Here is a 19,154-nt window from a genome sequence, read left to right on the forward strand (position 1 = left end):
CACGCCGTAGGCCGCAAGTTCTTGCGGTCTTCAACTGGGTGCACTTGAGGAGGCGGGCGCGGCATGGGCAAGAGTGTGACGATTACGCCGGCGACGAACGACGACGCCGAGCAGGTCCTGAAACTCCAGTACCTCTGCTACCAGGCCGAGGCCGCGCTGTACGGGGACTACCGCATACCCCCGCTCACCGAGACCCTCGACGAGCTGCGCGCGGAGTTCGCGCGCGGCGCCGCCGTCGTCGCCCGCCTCGGCGACGAGGTCGTCGGCGCCGTCCGCGGCACCGTCGAGATCAACGGCACCGCCGTCATCAACCGGCTCATCGTGCACCCCCGTATGCAGGGGCACGGACTCGGCGCCCGGCTGCTGCTCGCCATGGAGGTCCGGCTCGCCGAGAGCGGGGACCAGGTCAAGCGGTTCCAGCTCTTCACCGGACACCGCAGCGAGGCGAACCTGCGGCTCTACCGGCGGCTGGGCTACGCCCCGGTGGGCACGGAGAAGGTCAGCCCGCGGCTGAGCCTGGTCACTCTGGAGAAGGCTCCGCAGGGCGCCGACGCGACGGCTGTCTCCTCAGCCACCACAGCCCGATGACCGGCAGGATGACGGGCAGGAAGAGGTAGCCGCGGCCGTAGTCGGACCACACGGTCTGGTCCGGGAACTCGGAGGGCTGCACCTCCGTCCACGTGCCGATCGCCAGCACGCCGACCAGCTCGGCGGTGATGCACACCACCGCGAGCCGCCGAGCCGTCTCACCGCCGCGCGCCAGGGCGGCGGTGATGAAGACGTAGACGACGGCGGCCAGCGCCGACAGCACGTACGCGAGCGGCGCCTCGTCGAACTGCGTGCTGAGCTGGTAGACCGCCCGTGAGGTGGCGCCGACGGCGAAGACGCCGTACAGCGCGAGGATCAGCCGTCCGGGCCCGCTGGACAGTCCGGGCTCGCGCGGCTCCCCGGCCGCCGGCCGGCTCTCAGGCACCGGTGCCCGTCCAGATGTCGTGCAGCCGGACCTGGAGGACCGCCAGGACGAATCCTCCGGCGGCCACCGTCGCCGAGCCCCAGCGGCTGCGCTCCGAGAGCGACAGCACACCGGTCGCGGGCACCGCGAACGCGGCGGCGAGCAGATAGGCGACGAACACCGCCGTGCCCTCGTCCGGGTCCTCGCCGCGGCCGAGCTGCACCAGCCCGACGACCATCTGGGCCAGCGCGAGAAGCGTCACCACGGCCATGCCGCCGAAGTGCCAGTCCTTCGTGGGCTGATCCTTGACGGCGGCGTGCCCGCACCAGGCCGCGAGAGCGAGCGCGGCCACCGCGACCGCGATCGTCAAGGGGAGGAACATGACTCGACCTTACTGTGTCCTCCGACGTCCCCCGATCCGGGTCCCGGCGCGGTCCGGACGCCCGGGGCAAGCCCGCCCCCGGTCGTGGCGTTGACCACAGCGCCTGCCCCGCGGTCCCGCGCCCGCCTCTCCGTCCGGCGGTGTATCGGCGCAGGTCACAGCGGTATGCGGGGACGCAGGCGACGGAGCGTCCGGCGTCGTCCGCCATGCGGACGGCGCTCCCGGCCCGCGCCGGCGATCTGTTTAACTGGCCCGCATGACCAGGACGAGCAGCCGCACCTGTGCGACCGAGGCGATGAATGTGCCGCCCGGTGCTCGTTGTATGTGTCGAATGCACCGCTGAGGGCCCCCGTCACGAGACTCGCGCCCCGAAGCGAGTCCGCGGGCCGCTCCGCCGCCGTGCCCCGCACGGCCGTGCCGAGAGCCGCGCCCGTGTGCCCCTGACGGCGCCGCGCCTCCGCGTGCCGCCGCCCGGAGCCCCCCGACCCCCGAACAGCGTGCCCCGCCGCGGGCGCGCCGTGCCCGCCCGCGCGCCCGCGGCCGGGCACCCGAAAGCGAGAGAAGCCCACGTGATCACAGTGACGGACCTCACGAAGGTCTACCGCTCCCGCGGCCGTGAGACCGCCGCGCTCGACGGCGTCGACCTGCGCGTACGCGAGGGCGAGGTCTTCGGCGTCGTCGGCCGCAGCGGCGCCGGCAAGTCCACCCTCATCCGCTGCATCAACCTCCTGGAGCGCCCCGACTCCGGCGCGGTCACCGTCGCCGGCCAGGAACTCACGGCCCTCTCCGGCCGCGAGCTGCGCGCGGCCCGCACCCGCATCGGCATGATCTTCCAGCACTTCAACCTGCTGAGCGCCCGCACCGTGCAGGACAACGTCGAACTGCCGCTGGAGATCCTGGGCCTGTCCGGGCAGGAGCGGGCCCGCAAGGCGCTCGACCTGCTCGACCTCGTCGGCCTCGCCGACCGGGCCAGGGCGTACCCGGCGCAACTGTCCGGCGGCCAGAAGCAGCGCGTCGGCATCGCCCGCGCGCTCGCCGGCGACCCGCGGGTACTCCTCTCCGACGAGGCCACCTCCGCCCTCGACCCGGAGACCACCCGCTCCGTCCTGGAGCTGCTGCGCGAACTCAACCGCGAACTCGGCCTCACGGTCCTGCTCATCACCCACGAGATGGACGTCGTCAAGGCCGTTTGCGACTCCGCCGCCCTGATGCGCTCCGGCCGCATCACCGAATCCGGCACCCTCGACGAGCTGCTGGCCACCCCCGGCTCCGAGATCGCCGCCCAGCTCTTCCCCGTCGGCGGCGAGGCGTACGGAACCGCCGGCACCATCGTCGACATCACCTTCCACGGCGACGTCCGCGGCCGGCCGGTGATCTCCCACCTGTCCCGCACGTACCACCTCGACGTGTCGATCCTCGGCGCCGCGATGGACACCGTCGGCGGCCGGCAGATCGGCCGCATGCGCATCGAACTCCCCGGCCCGTACGAGGAGAACGTCGTCCCCCTGGGCTTCCTGCGCGAGCAGGGCCTGCAGATCGACCCGGTCGGCTTCGGCGCCGCGTACCTGCCCGCCCTGGAGAGTGCCCCGTGAGCTGGACCGAGATACGCCCCGAGCTGCTGACCGGGCTCTGGGAGACGCTGGCCATGGTCGGCTGGGCGGCCCTCATCGCCGTCGTCGCCGGCACCCCGCTGGGCGTGCTGCTGGTCCTCACCGACCGCGGCAGGCCGCTGGAGAACGTCCTGGTCAACCGGGTCATCGGGCTCGTCGTGAACATCGGCCGCTCGCTGCCGTTCATCATCCTGATGCTGGCGCTGACCGCGTTCACCCGCGCGCTGGCCGGTACGTCGATCGGCCTCAAGGGCGCCATCGTGCCGCTGGCGGTCAGCGCGATCCCCTTCTTCGCCCGGCTGGTCGAGACCGCGGTACGGGAGGTCGACACCGGCCTCGCCGAGGCCGTCCAGTCGATGGGCGGCAGCACCTGGACCGTCGTCTCCAAGGCGCTGCTGCCGCAGGCGCTGCCGTCGCTGGTCGCGGGGCTGACCACCACCGTCATCGCCCTCGTCGGCTACTCCGCCATGGCCGGCGCCGTGGGCGGCGGCGGCCTCGGCGACGTGGCCATCCGCTACGGCTACCAGCGCTACGAGGGCGACGTCATGCTCGTCACCGTCGTGCTGCTCGTCGTCCTCGTCAACGCCGTCCAGCTCACCGGCGACTTCTTCGTCCGCAGCCTCAGCGACCGCAGCAGCCGCAGCGCCGCCTACCTGCGCGTCTCCCGCCCCGCACGGGCCTACGTCACCGCGGTGGCGGGTATCGCGCTCGTCGGCACGCTCACCGTGGGCACCGCCAACCTCACCTCCGACGGCGGCGACGGCGGCGCCGGCACCGTCACCGTGGCCGCGACGCCCGCGCCGCACGGCGACATCCTCACCTTCGTCAAGGACAACCTCGCCGAGGACGCCGGGATCGACCTGCGCATCCGCGAGTTCACCGACTACGTCAAGCCCAACGAGGCCGTCGCCGACGGCGAGGCCGACGCCAACTTCTTCCAGCACACCCCGTTCCTCGACGACTACAACGACAAGAACGGCACCGACATCGTCCCCACCGTCGGCGTGCTGGTCGAACCGCTCGGCCTCTACTCCGACCGGGCCGACGGCGTCTCCGGCCTCGGCAGCGGCGACACCGTCGCCGTACCGAACGACACCACCAACGAAGGCCGCGCCCTCCACCTCCTCGACGCCGAGGGCCTCATCGAGCTGAAGGACGGCACCGGCCTCAACGCCACCCTCGGCGACATCGCCGACGACCGCGGCCTGGGCATCCGGGAACTGGAGGCCGCCCAGACGCCGCGGGCGCTGCAGGACGTCGACGCCGCCGTGATCAACGGCAACTACGCCATCGACTCCGGCCTCGATCCGCGAAAGGACGCCCTCGCGCTGGAGGAGACCGAGGGCAACCCGTACGTCAACATCCTCGCCGTCCGGGCCGGCGACGCGGACGACCCGGAGATCAGGAGGCTCGGCGACCTGCTCAACTCCCCGGAGGTCAAGGCGTTCATGGAGAAGGAGTTCCCCTCGTCCGTACCGGTGTTCGGTCCGGTCGGCTGAGCCGTGGCATATCCGCCCGCGGATGCTGCATGCTGTCCGGGTCAGCTCGTCATCGGTCCACGCACTCGGAGAAGCGCATGTCATCCACCTTCCCGGACGTCTCCCTCAGCACGGACCGGCTGGTGCTCCGCCCGTTCGACGAGGAGGACGTGCCGGCGCTGACGGAGATGATGAACGACGAGGCCGTCACCGCGTGGACGCAGGCGCCGCACCCGTACACCCGGGACGACGCCCACGACTGGGTGACGCGCGTAGCCCCGGCCGAGCGCACCGGCGGCCGGGGCATCGTCTTCGCGGTCTCGGAGTTCCTCACCCAGCGGCTCGTCGGCGTCGTGCACCTGAAGCGCACCGACTGGCGCACGCTGGCCGCCGAGGTCTCCTACGCCGTCGCCCCCTGGGCGCGCGGCGAGGGGTACGCCGCCGAGTCGGTGCTCGTCGTCGCGCGCTGGCTCTTCGACGTGCAGAAGTTCGAGCGTCTGGAACTGCGCACGGCCGCGGACAACACCGCGGCGCAGCAGGTCGCGCAGAAGATCGGCGGCATCAGCGAGGGCGTCCTGCGCAACGCCTGGATAGCGCGCACCCGCACCGAGGACGGCGGCTGGACGGACATCCGCACCGACCTGATCGTCTGGAGCCTCCTGCCGGAGGATCTGGACGCGGACGGCGAGAGTAGTGTGCTCTGACGCTCCCTTACCTCCGGCGCGCCTTCGCCCGTACGCACACGTACGCGCGGGCCGCCGCGGGCCGGGAGCGGGCGCCGGCCCGCCGGCGCGTCCCCGCAGTCGACGACCAGGAGAGTAGTGAGCGATGGCGGACCGGGTCACCGTGATCGGGTGGGACGGTTCTCCGCTGACCGAGGCGGCCCGCGCCGCCCTCGGCGCGGCCAGCCTCGTCGCCGGGGCGGCGCACCACCTCGCGCTGCCCGAGGTGCCGCCGGGAGCCGAGCGGATCCGGCTGGGCAGCGTGGGCCTCGCGGCCCGGAGAATCGCCCGGCACCGCGGCACGGCGGTGGTCCTCGCCGACGGCGACCCGGGCTTCTTCGGCGTCGTACGCACCCTGCGCGCCCCTGAACACGGCCTGGAGGTCGAGGTGTTGCCGGCGGTCTCGTCCGTCGCCGCCGCCTTCGCCCGTGCCGGGATGCCGTGGGACGACGCGCAGGTCGTCGTCGCGTACGAGCGCAGCCTGCGCCGGGCGGTGAACGTCTGCCGGGCGCACCCCAAGGTCGCCGTCCTCACCTCGCCCGGCGCCGGGCCCGCCGAACTCGCCCTGCTGCTGCGGGACGTCCACCGCACGTTCGTCATCTGCGAGGAGCTGGGCGGCGCACAGGAGCGGGTGACGGTCCTCACCTCCGACAAGGTGGCCGAGCACGTCTGGCGCGACCCGAACGTGACGCTGGTGATCGGCGGAGGTGTGGCGGCGGGAGCCGGACCCACGGGGCCCGGAGGCGCCGCCGCGCCCGCGGCCGGCGGCTGGCTCGCCGGGCACGACGCGGGCTACCCGCCCGCGGCGCGCGGCTGGAGCCTGGCCGCCGCGGAGTACGCCACCGCGCCCGACGAGGGCGAGGCGCCGCACCTGCGCGCCCTCCAACTCGCCCGGCTCGGGCCCCGGCAGGGCGACCTGGTGTGGGACATCGGCTCCGGCAGCGGCGCGGCGGCGGTCGAGGCCGCCCGCTTCGGCGCCGCCGTCATCGCCGTCGACCGTGACGCCGACGCCTGCGCCCGCGCCGCCGCGGCGGCCCGGCGCTTCGGGGTCCTGCTGCAGACCGTCCACGGCACCGCCCCCGGTGTCCTCAACGATCTGCCCGAGCCCGACGTCGTACGGGTCGGGGGAGGCGGCGCGGCGGTCGTCGCGGAATGCGCGGCCCGGCGCCCGGAGCGGATCGTCGCGCACGCTCGCACCCGGGACGGCGCCGAGGAGGTCGTACGCGCCCTCACGGACGCCGGGTACGCCGTGGAGTGTTCGCTGCTGCAGTCCGTCGACCTCGACCCGGAGGCGCCCGCGGACGCGGGACAGGGCGCCGGCTGGCGGGAGCGGGAGCGCACGGTGGTCTTCCTGATCGCGGGGAACCGCGCGGGCTGAGCCGCAGGGTGCGCGCATGGGTGCGCGCGGTGCGTGCGATGCGCTCCGGGCGCGCGGGAGGCGTGCGCCCGGTGCTCCCCGCCATGCACCGGACGGCGCCCGCGGGCCGCCACCCCAGCCGGACTCGCGTGCGGATTGCGGGTAGGCTGGCCGACTGTTGTGCCGTGACCTGGCATTCGTTGCAGCGTTGCCGAATGCCGGTAATGTCCGGGGGTCTTGTCGCAGTTGTCGGGAACGTCAACCCTGCGGGGGCGGTCGTGCCGCCGGGCGGGGTGTGCTCGTTCTAGCTATGGGCGGCCGGTCTGTCCCGCGGGGGGCTGCTGCCGGACGAACGGTCGGAGAGGGAGCTGGAACGATGGGCGAGGGGTACGGACGCATGACTGACACCGGCAAGCTCCCGGAGGGGCACCAGCCGGGGCCGGACGACGCCGCCGGAGGACACCGCCCCGCCGCCGCCCCCGACGACCTGCCGGGGGCCGCCGCGCCCGCCGAGACCGCCCCGGCGGCCGAGGGAACGGCGGACGACGACGACTTCCTCTTCCTGCCCGGCGCGCAGGGCGCCTGGACGGACCCGCGGGTCCCGGCCTCCGCCGGTGCCCGGAGCGCGCCCCCCGCGGGCGGTGCGGAGCCGGCCACGGGCGCGCAGCGGCGTCCGCTGCACATGGGCCCGCCGGTGCCGGAGCAGGCCGGGGGAGTGGTGCGTTCGCTCGCGGACCGTGGCCCGGCGAGCGGCTCGGTGGACACGCGCGAGGCGGTCGCCGCCGCGGACGCGGCGACCGCCGCGGGCGGTGCCCCGGTGACGGACGGCGCGGCGCAGGCGGGCAACGCGGGCGGCAGGGGGGCCGGTTCACCGGCTCCGGCGACCGCGGCCGGCCCGCAGGCCGCCGGACAGAGCGCTCCTGCCCCGGACGTCGCCGCCGGCCCCGAGCACACCGCCGGGGGTGCCGCGGGGCCCGGCTCCGCAGCGGCGCCGGAGCAGGCCGAAGGGAGCGCAGCCGCGGGAGCGGACACCGCGCCGGGCTCCGCGCAGAGTGCGCCCGCCGCGGCGGGCGCGGTGGCGGGCGCCGTACCGGACCAGGGTGCTCCGGGTCCGGCCGGCGGGGGCCGGGAGGCGACCGCCGCCGGAGGGCAGGCCGCGGGCCGGGCTCCCGAGCCGGGGAGGAACGCGCCGGGCGGACTCGCCCCGGGCCAGGGCACGGCCGCACCGGGGGAGCCGGTGCCGACCGCGGCGGGTTCCGTACCGCCGCAGGTGGCCGGGGCCGGCGGGCCGGCTCCGCAGCCGCCGGTGCGGACGCCGGGGCCGCCGACGGTCGGCCCCGAGTATCTGGACGTCACCCGGGCCGGCACGCCCCGCCTGCCCGGCCCGCAGCTCGGAGAGATCCCGCCCGCCCCGGCCGGCTGGACCGGCGTGTCGCACCCCGCCGACGGTGACACCGCCGCCCAGGCCGGGGCGGACCCCGCGGCCGTCCCGGAAGCGGCGCCCGAGGGCGACGGCGCCACGGCGCCGGCCCCGGCGAACGCCGCCCAGGGCACCGCCGGCGGTACCGGCCCGGGACCGGACGGCGGACCGGCCCAGCCTGCGCACGCCGCCGACGCCGCCGCTGATCAGAACGCGGTCGGTGCACCCGCGGCCGCCCCCGTGGACGCGGCGCAGGCCGCCGTCCGCAGGGCGGCGGCATCCGCGGGCGCGTCCCTGGGCCGCGGCATCTCCGCCCACGGCGGTGCCACGGCGGCCCCGGACGGCCGGAACGGCGCCGCCGGGCCACAGCCCGCGGATGAGGCCGCCGCCGCGGCCCACACGCAGCCGACCCCCCCGGCCCCGGGCGGACAGACCGGCGCCGCGGCAGCGGCCGTGCCCGGCGCCGTCACGGGCGGCCCGGAGAACCCCGCCGGAGGCCGCCCGCCGGGCGCTGACGCGGCGGAGAGGCCCGCGCCGCATGCGGTACGGGACGGCCGACTGGCCGCTGCCGCCGCGGTGTCGGGCGTGGCGGACGGGTCCGCCGGGGAACAGGTACCGGGCGCCGGCCCCGCGTACGGTGCCGCGCCGCACACCGCAGCCCCGCATCCCGCACCCCCGCACGCGGCCGGACAGCCCGGCAACGCCGCGGCGGCCGTGCCCGCCGCCGCCCCGCCGAGCGGGCCGGAGGGCTCCGCGCAGGACCGGGCGCCCGCCGGTGACCCCGCGGACGGTGCCGCGTCCCACGCCGTACCCGGCGAGCAGTCCGGCGGCAACTCCCCGGAGCTGGACGGTGGTCGGGACGGCTCCGCCACCGGAGCCGGGTCGGCGGACGGCACGGTCCTCCGCGCCGTACCCGGCGACGGCACCGCGGTGCCGCCCGCCGGCAACGGCGAGGCCCCGGCCGGCGAGCAGGTGCCCGGCGACCGGACGGCCGCCGCCGAACCCGCCGCCGCGCAGGCGGACGGGCAGACCGGCGGCGACTCCCCGGCACAGGTGGGCCGCCAGGGCGAGCCCGCCGGGCCGAACGGGGACGCAGCCGTGCTGCACGCCGTCACCAGCGGGCAGACCGTCAACGGTGCCAAGGCGCGGGCGGCGAACGGCCAGGCCGTATCCGGCGGGCAGCCCGCCGTGCCGGCCGCGCGGGCGGCGAGCGACGAAGCCGCACCCGCCGGCGCCGTGCACGCCGCCTCCGGCGGGCGGCGCGGCGTGTCGCTCGGCGTGAAGAACGGTGCCCATGCCGCCCCCTCCGGCACCGCCGGAGAAGCGGCGGCCGACCCCGCGGCCGAGGCGCAGCCCGCGGCCGACTCCGCGCCGCGCGCCGCCGCCGGCGTGACACAGATCCGCGGCCGGCGGCGCCGCGGCTCCGCCGTGAGCGCGACGGTCACCGCCGCGACCCCGGCCGGCGACGCGCAGGCCCAGGACGCCGCGGCGTCGGGTGCCTCCGTACCGGCGCAGTCCTCCCCGGCGCCCCGCCCCGCCCCCGCGGACGAGCCGACGGCCGTCCCGGCACCCGCGGCCGGCACCCCCGCCGACGGTGCAGCGGCTCCCGGCCCCGCCGCCCCCGACGGCGACCGGGACGCCCCCGACGCGGCCCCCGGCTTCGCCGACGCCGAGCGCGCGGCCGTCCACCGCGTCATGCGCGAACGCCGCGACATCCGCAACGGCTTCCGCTCCGACCCCGTCCCGCACGAGGTGCTGCTCCGCGTCCTGGAGGCCGCCCACACCGCCCCCAGCGTCGGCCACTCCCAGCCCTGGGACTTCGTCGTCATCCGCTCCGAGGAGACCCGCCACCGGATGCGCGAGCTGGCCCGGCGGCAGCGCGAGGCGTACGCGAAGAGCCTGCCCAAGGGCCGCGCGAAGCAGTTCAAGGAGCTGAAGGTCGAGGCCATCCGGGACACCCCGGTGAACATCGTCGTCACCGCCGACCCCACCCGCGGCGGCCGGCACACCCTCGGCCGGCACACGCAGCCGCAGATGGCCCCGTACTCCTCCGCGCTCGCCGTCGAGAACCTCTGGCTCGCCGCCCGCGCCGAGGGTCTCGGCGTCGGCTGGGTCAGCTTCTTCGACGAGCGCGAACTCGTCCGCGAGCTGGACCTGCCCGAGCACCTGGACGTCGTGGCGTACCTCTGCCTGGGCTACGTCGACGAGTTCCCCGAGGAGCCGGAGCTGGTGCAGGCCGGCTGGTCCAAGCGCCGCCCGCTGTCCTGGGTCGTCCACGAGGAGAGCTACGGCCGCCGCGCGCTGCCCGGCGAGGACCCGCACGACCTGCTCGCGGAGACCCTGGAGGGCATCCGCCCGCTGGACGCCAAGGCGCTCGGTGAGGCGTGGGAGCGGCAGAAGCGGATGACGAAGCCGGCCGGGTCGCTCGGCATGCTGGAGATCATCTCCGCGCAGCTCTGCGGCCTGTCCCGCAAGTGCCCGCCGCCGGTGCCGGAGCCCGCGGCCGTCGCTGTCTTCGCCGGCGACCACGGCGTGCACGCGCAGGGTGTCACGCCCTGGCCGCAGGAGGTCACCGGCCAGATGGTCGCCAACTTCCTCGGCGGCGGCGCCGTCTGCAACGCCTTCGCCGCCCAGGTCGGCGCCGAGGTGTGCGTCGTGGACGTCGGGGTGGCCGCCGAACTGCCCGCCACCGCGGGCCTCGTGCCGCGGAAGGTGCGCAAGGGGACCGCGGACATCACCGCGGGCCCCGCGATGACCCGCGAGGAGGTGCTGCGGGCCGTCGAGGTCGGCATCGAGACCGCCCGGGACCTGGTCGCGGCGGGCAACAAGGCGCTGCTGACGGGCGAGATGGGCATCGCGAACACGACGGCGTCCGCCGCGCTCATCGCGGTCTTCACCGACTCCGAGGCCGCCGAGGTGACCGGCCGCGGCACCGGTGTCGACGACGAGACGTACGCCCGCAAGGTCGAGGCCGTCCGCCGCGCCATCGAGGTCAACCACCCCGACCCCTCCGACCCGGTCGGCGTGCTGGCCGCGGTCGGCGGCCTGGAACACGCCGCGCTCGTCGGCTTCATCCTCGCCGGCTCCTCGCTGCGCACGCCCGTCGTCCTGGACGGCGTGAGCGCGGGCGCGGCGGCGCTGGTCGCCCGCGCGGTGGCGCCGGAGTCGCTGGCGGCGTGCATCGCGGGCCACCGCAGCCCGGAGCCGGGGCACACGGCGGCGCTGACGAAGCTGGGGCTGCGCCCGCTGATCGACCTCGACCTGCGCCTCGGCGAGGGCACCGGCGCGCTGCTGGCACTGCCGCTGGTGCAGAGCGCGGCGCGGGCCATGCACGAGGTGGCGACGTTCGACGCGGCGGGCGTGACGGAGAAGGGCTGATCAAGGGGCGTACGGGCCGAAAGGGGCGGGCCGCGGGCGCTCAGGCGCCGGATGCGCTCGCGGGCCGCTCCCGGGGCTCCCCGCGTACGTACCGCGCCGCCCCCGGGCCCGTACCGCGGGCGTCCCCCGCGGCGGGGTGCCGGCGCAGGCCATAGGGTTGGCGTCGCGGGCCGCGCCGCGCGTCCCGACACCCCCACCAGTCCGCGAAGAACCGCCGCTCCAGCGCCGCAGCGGCCGGCCCACCGTACGAGGAGCCGTTCCGCCATGTCCCGTCCCCCCGCCCCACCCGCCGCCGGCGCAGGCGCGTCCGCGTACCCCGTCGGACTGCGGCTCGCGGGCCGGCGCGTCGTCGTCATCGGCGGCGGCCAGGTCGCCCAGCGCCGGCTGCCCGCGCTGCTCGCCGCCGGCGCCCGGGTCACGCTCGTCTCGCCGTCGGCCACGCCCTCGGTGGAGGCGATGGCCGACGCCGGCGAGCTGACGTGGGAGCGCCGGCGGTACGCGGACGGGGATCTGGAAGACGCCTGGTACGCCGTCGTGGCCACCCGCGACCCCGCGGCCAACGAAGCCGCCTCCGCCGAGGCCGAGCGCCGCCGCGTCTGGTGCGTACGCAGCGACGACGCCTCCGCCGCCACCGCCTGGACCCCCGCCACCGGCCGCAGCGAGGGCGTCACCGTCGCGGTGCTCACCGGCAGCGACCCGCGCCGCTCCGCCGCCGTCCGCGACGCCGTCGTGGAGGGCCTGCGCGACGGCACCCTCAGCGCCCCGCACCACCGCACACGCGCCCCCGGCGTCGCCCTCGTCGGCGGCGGCCCCGGCGACCCCGACCTCATCACCGTCCGGGGCCGCCGGCTGCTCGCCGAGGCCGACGTCGTCATCGCCGACCGCCTCGGCCCCCGCGACCTGCTGGACGAACTCCCTCCGCACGTCGAGGTGATCGACGCCGCGAAGATCCCGTACGGCCGGGCCATGGCCCAGCAGGCCATCAACGACGCGCTGATCCAGCACGCCAGGGCGGGCAGGGCGGTCGTCCGGCTCAAGGGCGGCGATCCGTTCGTCTTCGGCCGCGGCATGGAGGAGGCGGAAGCGCTGGCGCGGGCGGGCGTGGCCTGCACGGTGGTCCCGGGCGTCACCAGCGCGATCAGCGTCCCGGCGGCGGCCGGCATCCCGGTCACCCACCGCGGGGTCGCGCACGAGTTCACCGTCGTCAGCGGCCACGTCGCGCCGGGCGACGAACGCTCGCTCGTCGACTGGCCGGCGCTGGCGCGGCTGCGCGGCACGCTGGTGCTGCTCATGGCCGTCGAGAACATCGGGGCCATCGCGGAGACGCTCGTACGCGAGGGCCGCGACCCGGCGACGCCGGTGGCGATCGTGCAGGAGGGCACCACGGCCGCCCAGCGCCGGGTGGACGCCTCGCTCGCCACGGCCGCCGAGGCGGTCGCGCGCGAGGAGGTGCGGCCCCCCGCCGTGATCGTCGTCGGCGAGGTGGCGGCCCGCTCGCCCCGCTGACGGGGCGGCGCGCGGCGCGCCCCGTCACGTACCCCGGCGTCGGAATGCGGCGCGCGGCACGGCAGGATCGTGCCGTGGCAGAACTCCTCAGGATCGACGACCCCGCCGACCCGCGCCTGGCGGACTACGCCGGCCTCACCGACGTCGAACTGCGCCGCCGCCGCGAGCCGGCGGAGGGGCTGTTCATCGCCGAGGGCGAGAAGGTCATCCGGCGCGCGATCGAGACGGGCCACGAGACCCGCTCCATGATGCTCTCCGCCAAGTGGGTCGACGTGATGCGGGACGTCATCGACGCCCTGCCGGCACCGGTGTACGTCGTCGGCGCCGACCTGGCCGAGCAGGTCACCGGCTACCACGTGCACCGCGGTGCGCTCGCCTCCATGCACCGCAAGCCGCTGCCGGACGCCGCCGGGCTGCTGGCGCGCGCCCGCCGCGTCGCGGTGCTGGAGACCGTCAACGACCACACCAACGTCGGTGCGGTCTTCCGCAGCGCCGCCGCTCTCGGCATGGACGCCGTCCTGCTCTCGCCGGACTGTGCGGACCCGCTGTACCGGCGGTCGGTGAAGGTCTCCATGGGCGCCGTCTTCCACATCCCCTACGCGCGGCTGCCCTCCTGGCCGCACGACCTGACGACGGTCCGCGAGGCGGGCTTCACCCTCGTCGCCCTCACCCCGGACGCGCGGGCGGTGCCGATCGCCGAGGCGGCGCCGCAGCGGCTGCCGCGGGTCGCGCTGATGCTGGGCACGGAGGGCGCGGGACTGTCGGCCGGTGCGCTGCGGGCCGCGGACCGGCACGTACGGATCCCGATGTCGAACGGCGTCGACTCGCTCAACGTGGGCGCCGCCGCGGCCGTCGCGTTCTACGCGGTGGCGACCGCCCCGGCCGCGGGCTGAACCGGCCAGTTGCCCTTGGCGCCGCCTCCCCCAGACCTCAGAGCGGGCCCTGGCAGCCCTGGGCGGCCGCGATGCCGAGGGCGACCAGCAGCGTCACCGTCACGAACACGATCAGCCGCTGCCGCATCAGCCGCGCCCGGTCCGGCGCCGGCCTGCGCTGCGGCGCGGGCCCCCGCGCCGCGGGTGCCGTGCCCTCGCGCGGTCCGCCGTTCCGCGAGCCCTGGGTGCGCTGCTCCGCCGCCCGGCCGCGCTCCGCACCCGGCCTGCCCCGCTCCGGCGCCGGCCCTCGCGCGGCACCGCGGCCCGCGCGCTGTCCGGGCCGCTGCGCCGGCCCCGGCCGCCCGGTGCCGTGCGGCCCGGGGCGCTGTGCGGCGCCCGGCTGCGGCCGGCCCGCGCCCGTCGGCCGCTGCCCCGGCGGCCGGTGGGCGGCCGTGGGGCCCGGAGTCGCCCGCTCCGCGGCGGTACGGCGCGGCGGGGCGGCCTCCGGCCCCGCACCGTGCCCCTCGCGGGCCGCGATCTCCTTCAGCCGCAGCGACAACTGCAGCGTCGACGGCCGGTCGTCCGGTGTCTTCGCCAGGCACGTGCGCAGCAGCGGCGCCAGCGCGTCCGGCACCGCGTCGAGCAGCGGCTCCTCGTGCACCACGCGGTAGAGCATCACCTCGGAACTGCCCTGCCCGAACGGCGAGTCGCCCGTCGCCGCGTACGCGAGCGTGGCGCCCAGGGAGAACACGTCACTCGCCGGCGTCACCGGCTGTCCCCGCACCTGCTCGGGCGCCAGGAACCCGGGCGAGCCGACCGCGGTGCCGACGTGCGTCAGCGTGGAGGCGCCCGTCGCCCAGGCGATGCCGAAGTCGATGATCCGCGGGCCCTTGGGGGAGAGCAGGATGTTGGACGGCTTCAGGTCGCGGTGCACCACGCCCGCCTCGTGCACGGCGACCAGGCCCTCGGAGAGCGCCGCGCCGATCGCCGCGACCCGTGCGGCCAGGAGCGGCCCCTCGTCGCCGACCTTGTCGTGCAGGGAGGGTCCGGGTACGTACTGCGTGGCGAACCATGGCCGGTCCGCGTCCAGATCGGCCGCCACCAGCCGTGCCGTACAGCCGCCGCGGATCCGGCGGGCGGCGGAGACCTCGCGGGCGAACCGCGAGCGGAACTCCTGATCCTCCGCCAGATCCGGCCGGATCACCTTGAGCGCGACCCGCTGGCCGCGCCGGTCCGAGCCCAGGTAGACCACGCCCATGCCGCCCGCGCCGAGCCGCCGGTGGATCCTAAACGAGCCGACGACACGCGGATCCTCACGACGGAGCCGCATCATCGCCATGCCGTAACCATCCCCGCTGCCCGGTCTGTCTGCCGTGCACAGCTTACGGACCTGACCGCCGCTCGCGCTGGCAGGGCGCCGTGCGGCGGGCCGAATTGTCGGTCCCAGGTGGGATCCTGGAGGTATGGCCGGACCCAAGTGCGGCCCCGAGGAAGGGGGATGCGGGACAGGTGAAGGGCGATCGAGTGGAGATAGTCGTGGACGCGGGGGACACGACACGGACGTACCAGGTGGTGGCCTCGCGCGCCGGCCGGAGGGTCGAGACGTCGGTGCGCCGGGGCGTGGTCGAGGTGACCGAGGTGACGCGCAGCGGGTCGGTGGTGCGCACGGCGCGGTTCATGGCCACCAGGGTGCTCGCCCTGGTGGAGCATCCCGTGCCGCGTGCGGACGGCGGGGTCCCCCTCGGGGAAGACCCTGGGTCGTAGTACGCGGTCTCCACCCACGGGAGTAGCGACTTCCCGCCTCCGTCATCCTCCGGGAGGCCAGGCAATCGATACGCGGGCATGACGACCCGTGCCGATCATTTCCCTAATGTTGTCGTCAAGCGGCGGGCGCAGCACTCGTCCCCCGAGGTCGGACGCCCGCCGCTCCCGTACAGGAGTGGAGTCATGGAGAGAACAGCGGAGCACGCCGCACGGCCCGAGGCCGTGGCAGGGGCGCTCGCCGCGTTCGGCGCACCGGCGCCGGAGCGCCGGCACCCGCTGGTCGCCCTCGCCATGGTGCTGCCCCTGGCGATCGTCCTCACCGTCGTCTTCGGCGGCTGGGAGGCGGTCATCACACATGCGTCGTCCGTGGCCGGAATGATGGGGCGTTAGCTCCGTCAGGCCCGGGAGAGCGGCCCGGGCCGGGGACAGCCGGCTCAGCCCCGTGGGGACGGGGGTGCGGCGGACGGACGTGTACGCCCGGGCGTCTGGGGAGACGCCCGGGCTACGCGTTTTCCGGGGCCGGATCCGCCGTCACGTCCACCCGCCCGGGCCGTCGCGGCGCGGGCCTAGGATGAGCCGGTGCGCGCACGCCTCGTCGACCGGCTGGCGGAGCTGAGCCGGGGGGCCGGCGAGCCCGCGGTGATCGTCGACCGCCCGGACGTGACCGTCCTACGCCGCGGGGGCACCGTACTCAAGGCCCACGCCCCGCGGCTGGATCCCGCCGCCCTCGCCGCCCGGCTCCGGGTGGCCGCCCACCCGCTGCTCGCCGGCATCCTGCTGACGCCGCTCGGCGAGCTGGCCGGCCCCGTCGGGGGCCGGTACGTGAGCCGCTGGCCGTACGGCACGACGGTGGCGCCGGACGCCCCGGAGGCGGCGCCGTGGCGCGAGGCGGGGCACCTGGCGGCGCGGCTCCACGCGGTGCCGGCGGACCGGCTGCCGGGACCCCTGCCGCCGATGGCGGGCCCGGCGAACGCGGCCCGCGCGATCACGGCCCTCCGCGCGACGTTCACGGCCCCCGCGCCCCGTTCCCCCGCGGACACCGCCACGGCGCTGGAAAGCACGCGGGTGGCCGCAAGCCCTGCCGCGAGCCCCGCCGCGACCGCCGGTGCGGCCCCGGGCGGCGGCCGTTCGCCCGCGCAGGAAGGCGCCCGCGCGCCGGGCGTGCGCACCGTCGCGCCGGAGCGCGCTTCCCCCGGCCCGGCGCCGGAGCGGGCCTCCGCCGCCGCGCTCGTGCTGCGGGCCTGGGAGCGCCTGCCCGCCTGGGCCCGTGACGAGGAGCCCCGCGCGCAGCCCCGCTCCCTCCTCTGCCACGGAGACCTCCACCTCGGCCAACTCGTGCGCCACCCCGCCCCCGACGGGCCCTGGCACCTCATCGACATCGACGACCTCGGCCTCGGCGAGCCCGCCTGGGACCTCGCCCGCCCCGCCGCCGGGTACGCCACCGGCCTCATCCCCGCCGCCGACTGGGCCGCCTTCCTCGCCGGTTACCGCGCCGCCGGCGGCCCCGCGGTCGCCCCCGGGGACGACTTGTGGCCGCCCGAGGTCGACGTGCCGGCCCGTACCCTCACCGTCCAGCTCGCCGCGCGTGCCCTGGTGGACGCCGCGAGGGGCGTACGGCCCCTGGACGACGCCGACCACGATCTGCTCGCCGCGTGCGCACGCATCGCGGCAATGGAGGACGGGACGGGCCCGGGCGGCGCGTCGTAGGCTGTGCAGCCATGGCCGCCGTCCGTCATCCGTGGCGGCGGGAGATTCGAGGAGTTGAGGGCGACCATGCAGTGTCCCAAGTGCCGTGCGCCGATGCAGACGTACAACCGCAACGGCGTGCAGATCGAGCAGTGCAGCGGCTGCCGGGGGATCTTTCTCGACTACGGCGAACTGGAGACCCTGACCCGCCTGGAGTCCCAGTGGGCACAGCAGGCCCCGCCGCCCCCGCCGCCGGCCGCCCAGGGCTACCCGCAGCAGGCCCCGGGCTGGGGCGGCCACCACGGCGGCCACGGTCACTACGGCCACCGCAAGGGCGGCTTCTCCCGCATGCTCTTCTCGTCCTGAGGCACGGAGCCGCAGGGTCGTGCGGCCTTCCCGAGGAGGCCGCACGACCACACGCCGGAGGGCCGGAGCGATTCGCTCCGGCCCTCCGGCTTTTGCTGTGCGCGGTACTGGGATTGAACCAGTGACCTCTTCCGTGTCAGGGAAGCGCTCTCCCGCTGAGCTAACCGCGCGCGGTTTCTGCGGCTAGATACTTCCACGCGCCGACCGCCATCGCAAGTCCATGATCATGAGGCGGCCGGTACGGCCCGTGCCGCCCGCCCGCGGGCGGGCGGCACGGGTGTGCGGTCACCGGCGAGGGGCCGGTGCCACGGGGTACGGTCGCGCTAGGCGGTGTGCAGTGTCAGCCCGTAGCGGCCGAGGATCTCGTTGACCGGCTGGTACCAGGTCTCGCCGCCGCCGCTGCAGTTGCCCCAGCCGCCGGATGTGACGCCCTGCGCCTGGTCGCCGCTGATGAACGAGCCGCCGGAGTCGCCGGGTTCGGCGCAGACGCTGGTCTTCGTGAGCTGGTGCACGACGGCGCCGCCGCTGTAGTTGACCGTCTCGTTCTTGGCCAGCAGGGTGCCGCAGTGCCAGCGCGTGGTGGAGCCGGAGCGGCAGATGGAGGCGCCCACCGGGGCCTCCGCGGAGCCGCGGACGAGCTGGTCGGGCACGGTGCCCCAGCCGAGGACGACGGGAACGGTCCACCAGCCGTTGCCGACGCTGACCCAGGCGTAGTCGTTGTCGGGGAACGACGAGCCCTGGAACGTGCCGATGGACGAGCCGTCCCAGCCGCTCACGCCCGCGCCCGCGCCGCCGCAGTGGCCCGCGGTGACGAAGCCGCCGTGCACCGAGAAGCCGATGGAACAGCGGACGTTGCCCGTGTAGTACGGGTCCCCGCCGACGGTACCGGCGGCGAAGGTGCTCGGCGCCTCGGCGACCGTGCCCACCTCGACGGGGCCGGCGGCGCGGGCCCGTTCGAGGTACGCGCGGACGGCGGCGTCGCCTCGTCGGTCGGCGACGACGTCGACCCGGACGGTGTTGGCGCGCGGGTCGACACGCCAACTGGCCACCCCGGCGGGGGCGGACAGCCCGTCCAGACGCTTCATCGTGGCGTCGAGCCGCGCGGCGCTGTGCTCGACGAGGCGTACGGCCGCGCCCGTCGCCCGTACCGCGCCGGCGTGCCGCGAGCCGGTGACGGCGACGGTCAGCCGGCCGCTGTCCGCGTCGAACCAGGAGCCGCCGTAGGCGGATCCGGCGGCGCGTGCGGCCTTCTTCTCGATGCGGCCTGCCCGGCGTTCGTCGGCCAGCCGCTCGCGGGCCTGGTCGGCGGTCAGGTCCAGGTCCCGCTGCATGGCGGTCACCAGCCCGGGTGTGAGGTCCCCGGCGGAGTCCGCGCCGGCCGCGGGGGCGAGGGCGGCGGCGCCTCCCCAGGTGCTCAGGAGCAGGAGTGCGGACAGACCGAGTCCTAATCCGAATGTGGGTCGCACGATGACGGACCTTTCTGTCGTTCCCTCATGTCGGGTGGGGGTGGAACACAGAGGGGTGAGAGCGCTCTCATTCAGCGCGCTGTCACCACAGCACGGGCCCGGTTATGTGTCCAGACCTTTCGCAGACATGACAAACGGCCGCCGGGTCCCGCGGGACCGGGCGACCGCCGTTCCCCGCGTCCTCGCCGGTATGTC

At 76.2% G+C, this 19,154-nt stretch carries 15 protein-coding genes, 1 tRNA gene and 2 pseudogenes; 13 read left to right on the forward strand and 5 right to left on the reverse strand.

What is annotated here, in order from left to right; translation table 11 throughout:
• Positions 1-63: 63 nt before the first annotated feature.
• Positions 64-588: a GNAT family N-acetyltransferase gene (locus I003_RS0100140; protein WP_027769606.1), complete on the forward strand. Its 525-nt coding sequence runs from the start codon at positions 64-66 to the stop codon at positions 586-588.
• On the opposite strand, the gene I003_RS0100145 is transcribed toward I003_RS0100140, so the two are convergent.
• On the reverse strand, positions 521-973 hold the full coding sequence (locus I003_RS0100145) for a membrane protein (protein ID WP_027769607.1): 453 nt from the start codon (positions 971-973) through the stop codon (positions 521-523). The genes I003_RS0100140 and I003_RS0100145 overlap by 68 nt on opposite strands.
• Positions 966-1,334: a hypothetical protein gene (locus I003_RS0100150; RefSeq protein ID WP_027769608.1), complete on the reverse strand. Its 369-nt coding sequence runs from the start codon at positions 1,332-1,334 to the stop codon at positions 966-968. Before I003_RS0100150 ends, I003_RS0100145 begins: the two co-directional genes overlap by 8 nt.
• A 569-nt stretch (positions 1,335-1,903) precedes the next feature.
• On the opposite strand from I003_RS0100150, the gene I003_RS0100155 reads away from it, so the two are divergent.
• From I003_RS0100155 to I003_RS0100185, 8 genes and pseudogenes are all read left to right on the forward strand, one after another.
• Positions 1,904-2,926: an ATP-binding cassette domain-containing protein gene (locus I003_RS0100155; protein WP_027769609.1), complete on the forward strand. Its 1,023-nt coding sequence runs from the start codon at positions 1,904-1,906 to the stop codon at positions 2,924-2,926.
• A pseudogene (locus I003_RS36625) lies at positions 2,923-3,642 on the forward strand (methionine ABC transporter permease); the annotation flags it as partial. The gene I003_RS0100155 and the pseudogene I003_RS36625, both read left to right, overlap by 4 nt.
• Before the next feature lie 90 nt (positions 3,643-3,732).
• Positions 3,733-4,443, forward strand: a pseudogene (locus I003_RS36630) (MetQ/NlpA family ABC transporter substrate-binding protein); the annotation flags it as partial.
• 77 nt (positions 4,444-4,520) lie between these two features.
• Positions 4,521-5,126, forward strand: a complete 606-nt coding sequence (locus I003_RS0100165) for a GNAT family N-acetyltransferase (RefSeq protein WP_027769611.1) — start codon at positions 4,521-4,523, stop codon at positions 5,124-5,126.
• A gap of 124 nt (positions 5,127-5,250) precedes the next feature.
• Positions 5,251-6,522 (forward strand): precorrin-6y C5,15-methyltransferase (decarboxylating) subunit CbiE, encoded by a 1,272-nt coding sequence (cbiE, locus tag I003_RS0100170; protein ID WP_027769612.1) that lies wholly within the window; start codon positions 5,251-5,253, stop codon positions 6,520-6,522.
• Positions 6,523-6,898: 376 nt separating this feature from the next.
• Positions 6,899-11,299: a nicotinate-nucleotide--dimethylbenzimidazole phosphoribosyltransferase gene (gene cobT, locus I003_RS0100175; RefSeq protein ID WP_027769613.1), complete on the forward strand. Its 4,401-nt coding sequence runs from the start codon at positions 6,899-6,901 to the stop codon at positions 11,297-11,299.
• A gap of 264 nt (positions 11,300-11,563) precedes the next feature.
• Positions 11,564-12,805: a uroporphyrinogen-III C-methyltransferase gene (cobA, locus tag I003_RS0100180; RefSeq protein WP_027769614.1), complete on the forward strand. Its 1,242-nt coding sequence runs from the start codon at positions 11,564-11,566 to the stop codon at positions 12,803-12,805.
• 74 nt (positions 12,806-12,879) lie between these two features.
• Positions 12,880-13,698, forward strand: a complete 819-nt coding sequence (locus tag I003_RS0100185) for a TrmH family RNA methyltransferase (RefSeq protein ID WP_027769615.1) — start codon at positions 12,880-12,882, stop codon at positions 13,696-13,698.
• Positions 13,699-13,735: 37 nt separating this feature from the next.
• Here the strand turns inward: I003_RS0100185 and I003_RS0100190 are convergent, their stop codons facing one another.
• A complete protein-coding gene (locus I003_RS0100190; protein ID WP_027769616.1) occupies positions 13,736-15,016 on the reverse strand; it encodes a serine/threonine-protein kinase in 1,281 nt (426 codons plus the stop codon).
• Between the two features lie 170 nt (positions 15,017-15,186).
• Here I003_RS0100190 and I003_RS0100195 point away from each other — a divergent pair, with 170 nt between their 5' ends.
• From I003_RS0100195 to I003_RS0100210, 4 genes are all read left to right on the forward strand, one after another.
• Positions 15,187-15,441 carry a hypothetical protein gene (locus I003_RS0100195; RefSeq protein WP_027769617.1) on the forward strand — a complete coding sequence of 85 codons (255 nt, stop codon included), beginning with the start codon at positions 15,187-15,189 and terminating at the stop codon, positions 15,439-15,441.
• A 183-nt stretch (positions 15,442-15,624) separates the two neighbouring features.
• Positions 15,625-15,831: a hypothetical protein gene (locus I003_RS0100200; protein WP_027769618.1), complete on the forward strand. Its 207-nt coding sequence runs from the start codon at positions 15,625-15,627 to the stop codon at positions 15,829-15,831.
• Positions 15,832-16,020: 189 nt separating this feature from the next.
• Positions 16,021-17,148, forward strand: a complete 1,128-nt coding sequence (locus I003_RS0100205) for a phosphotransferase (RefSeq protein ID WP_027769619.1) — start codon at positions 16,021-16,023, stop codon at positions 17,146-17,148.
• A gap of 66 nt (positions 17,149-17,214) precedes the next feature.
• Positions 17,215-17,493 carry a TFIIB-type zinc ribbon-containing protein gene (locus I003_RS0100210; protein WP_027769620.1) on the forward strand — a complete coding sequence of 93 codons (279 nt, stop codon included), beginning with the start codon at positions 17,215-17,217 and terminating at the stop codon, positions 17,491-17,493.
• Positions 17,494-17,591: 98 nt separating this feature from the next.
• On the opposite strand, the gene I003_RS0100215 is transcribed toward I003_RS0100210, so the two are convergent.
• Together I003_RS0100215 and I003_RS0100220 are read right to left on the reverse strand one after the other, a co-directional pair.
• Positions 17,592-17,663, reverse strand: a tRNA-Val gene (locus I003_RS0100215).
• A gap of 153 nt (positions 17,664-17,816) precedes the next feature.
• Entirely contained in the window at positions 17,817-18,959 is a 1,143-nt protein-coding gene (locus tag I003_RS0100220) for a trypsin-like serine protease (protein ID WP_027769621.1), read from the reverse strand.
• Positions 18,960-19,154: the final 195 nt, after the last annotated feature.

The sequence above is a fragment of the Streptomyces sp. CNQ329 genome (assembly GCF_000482585.1).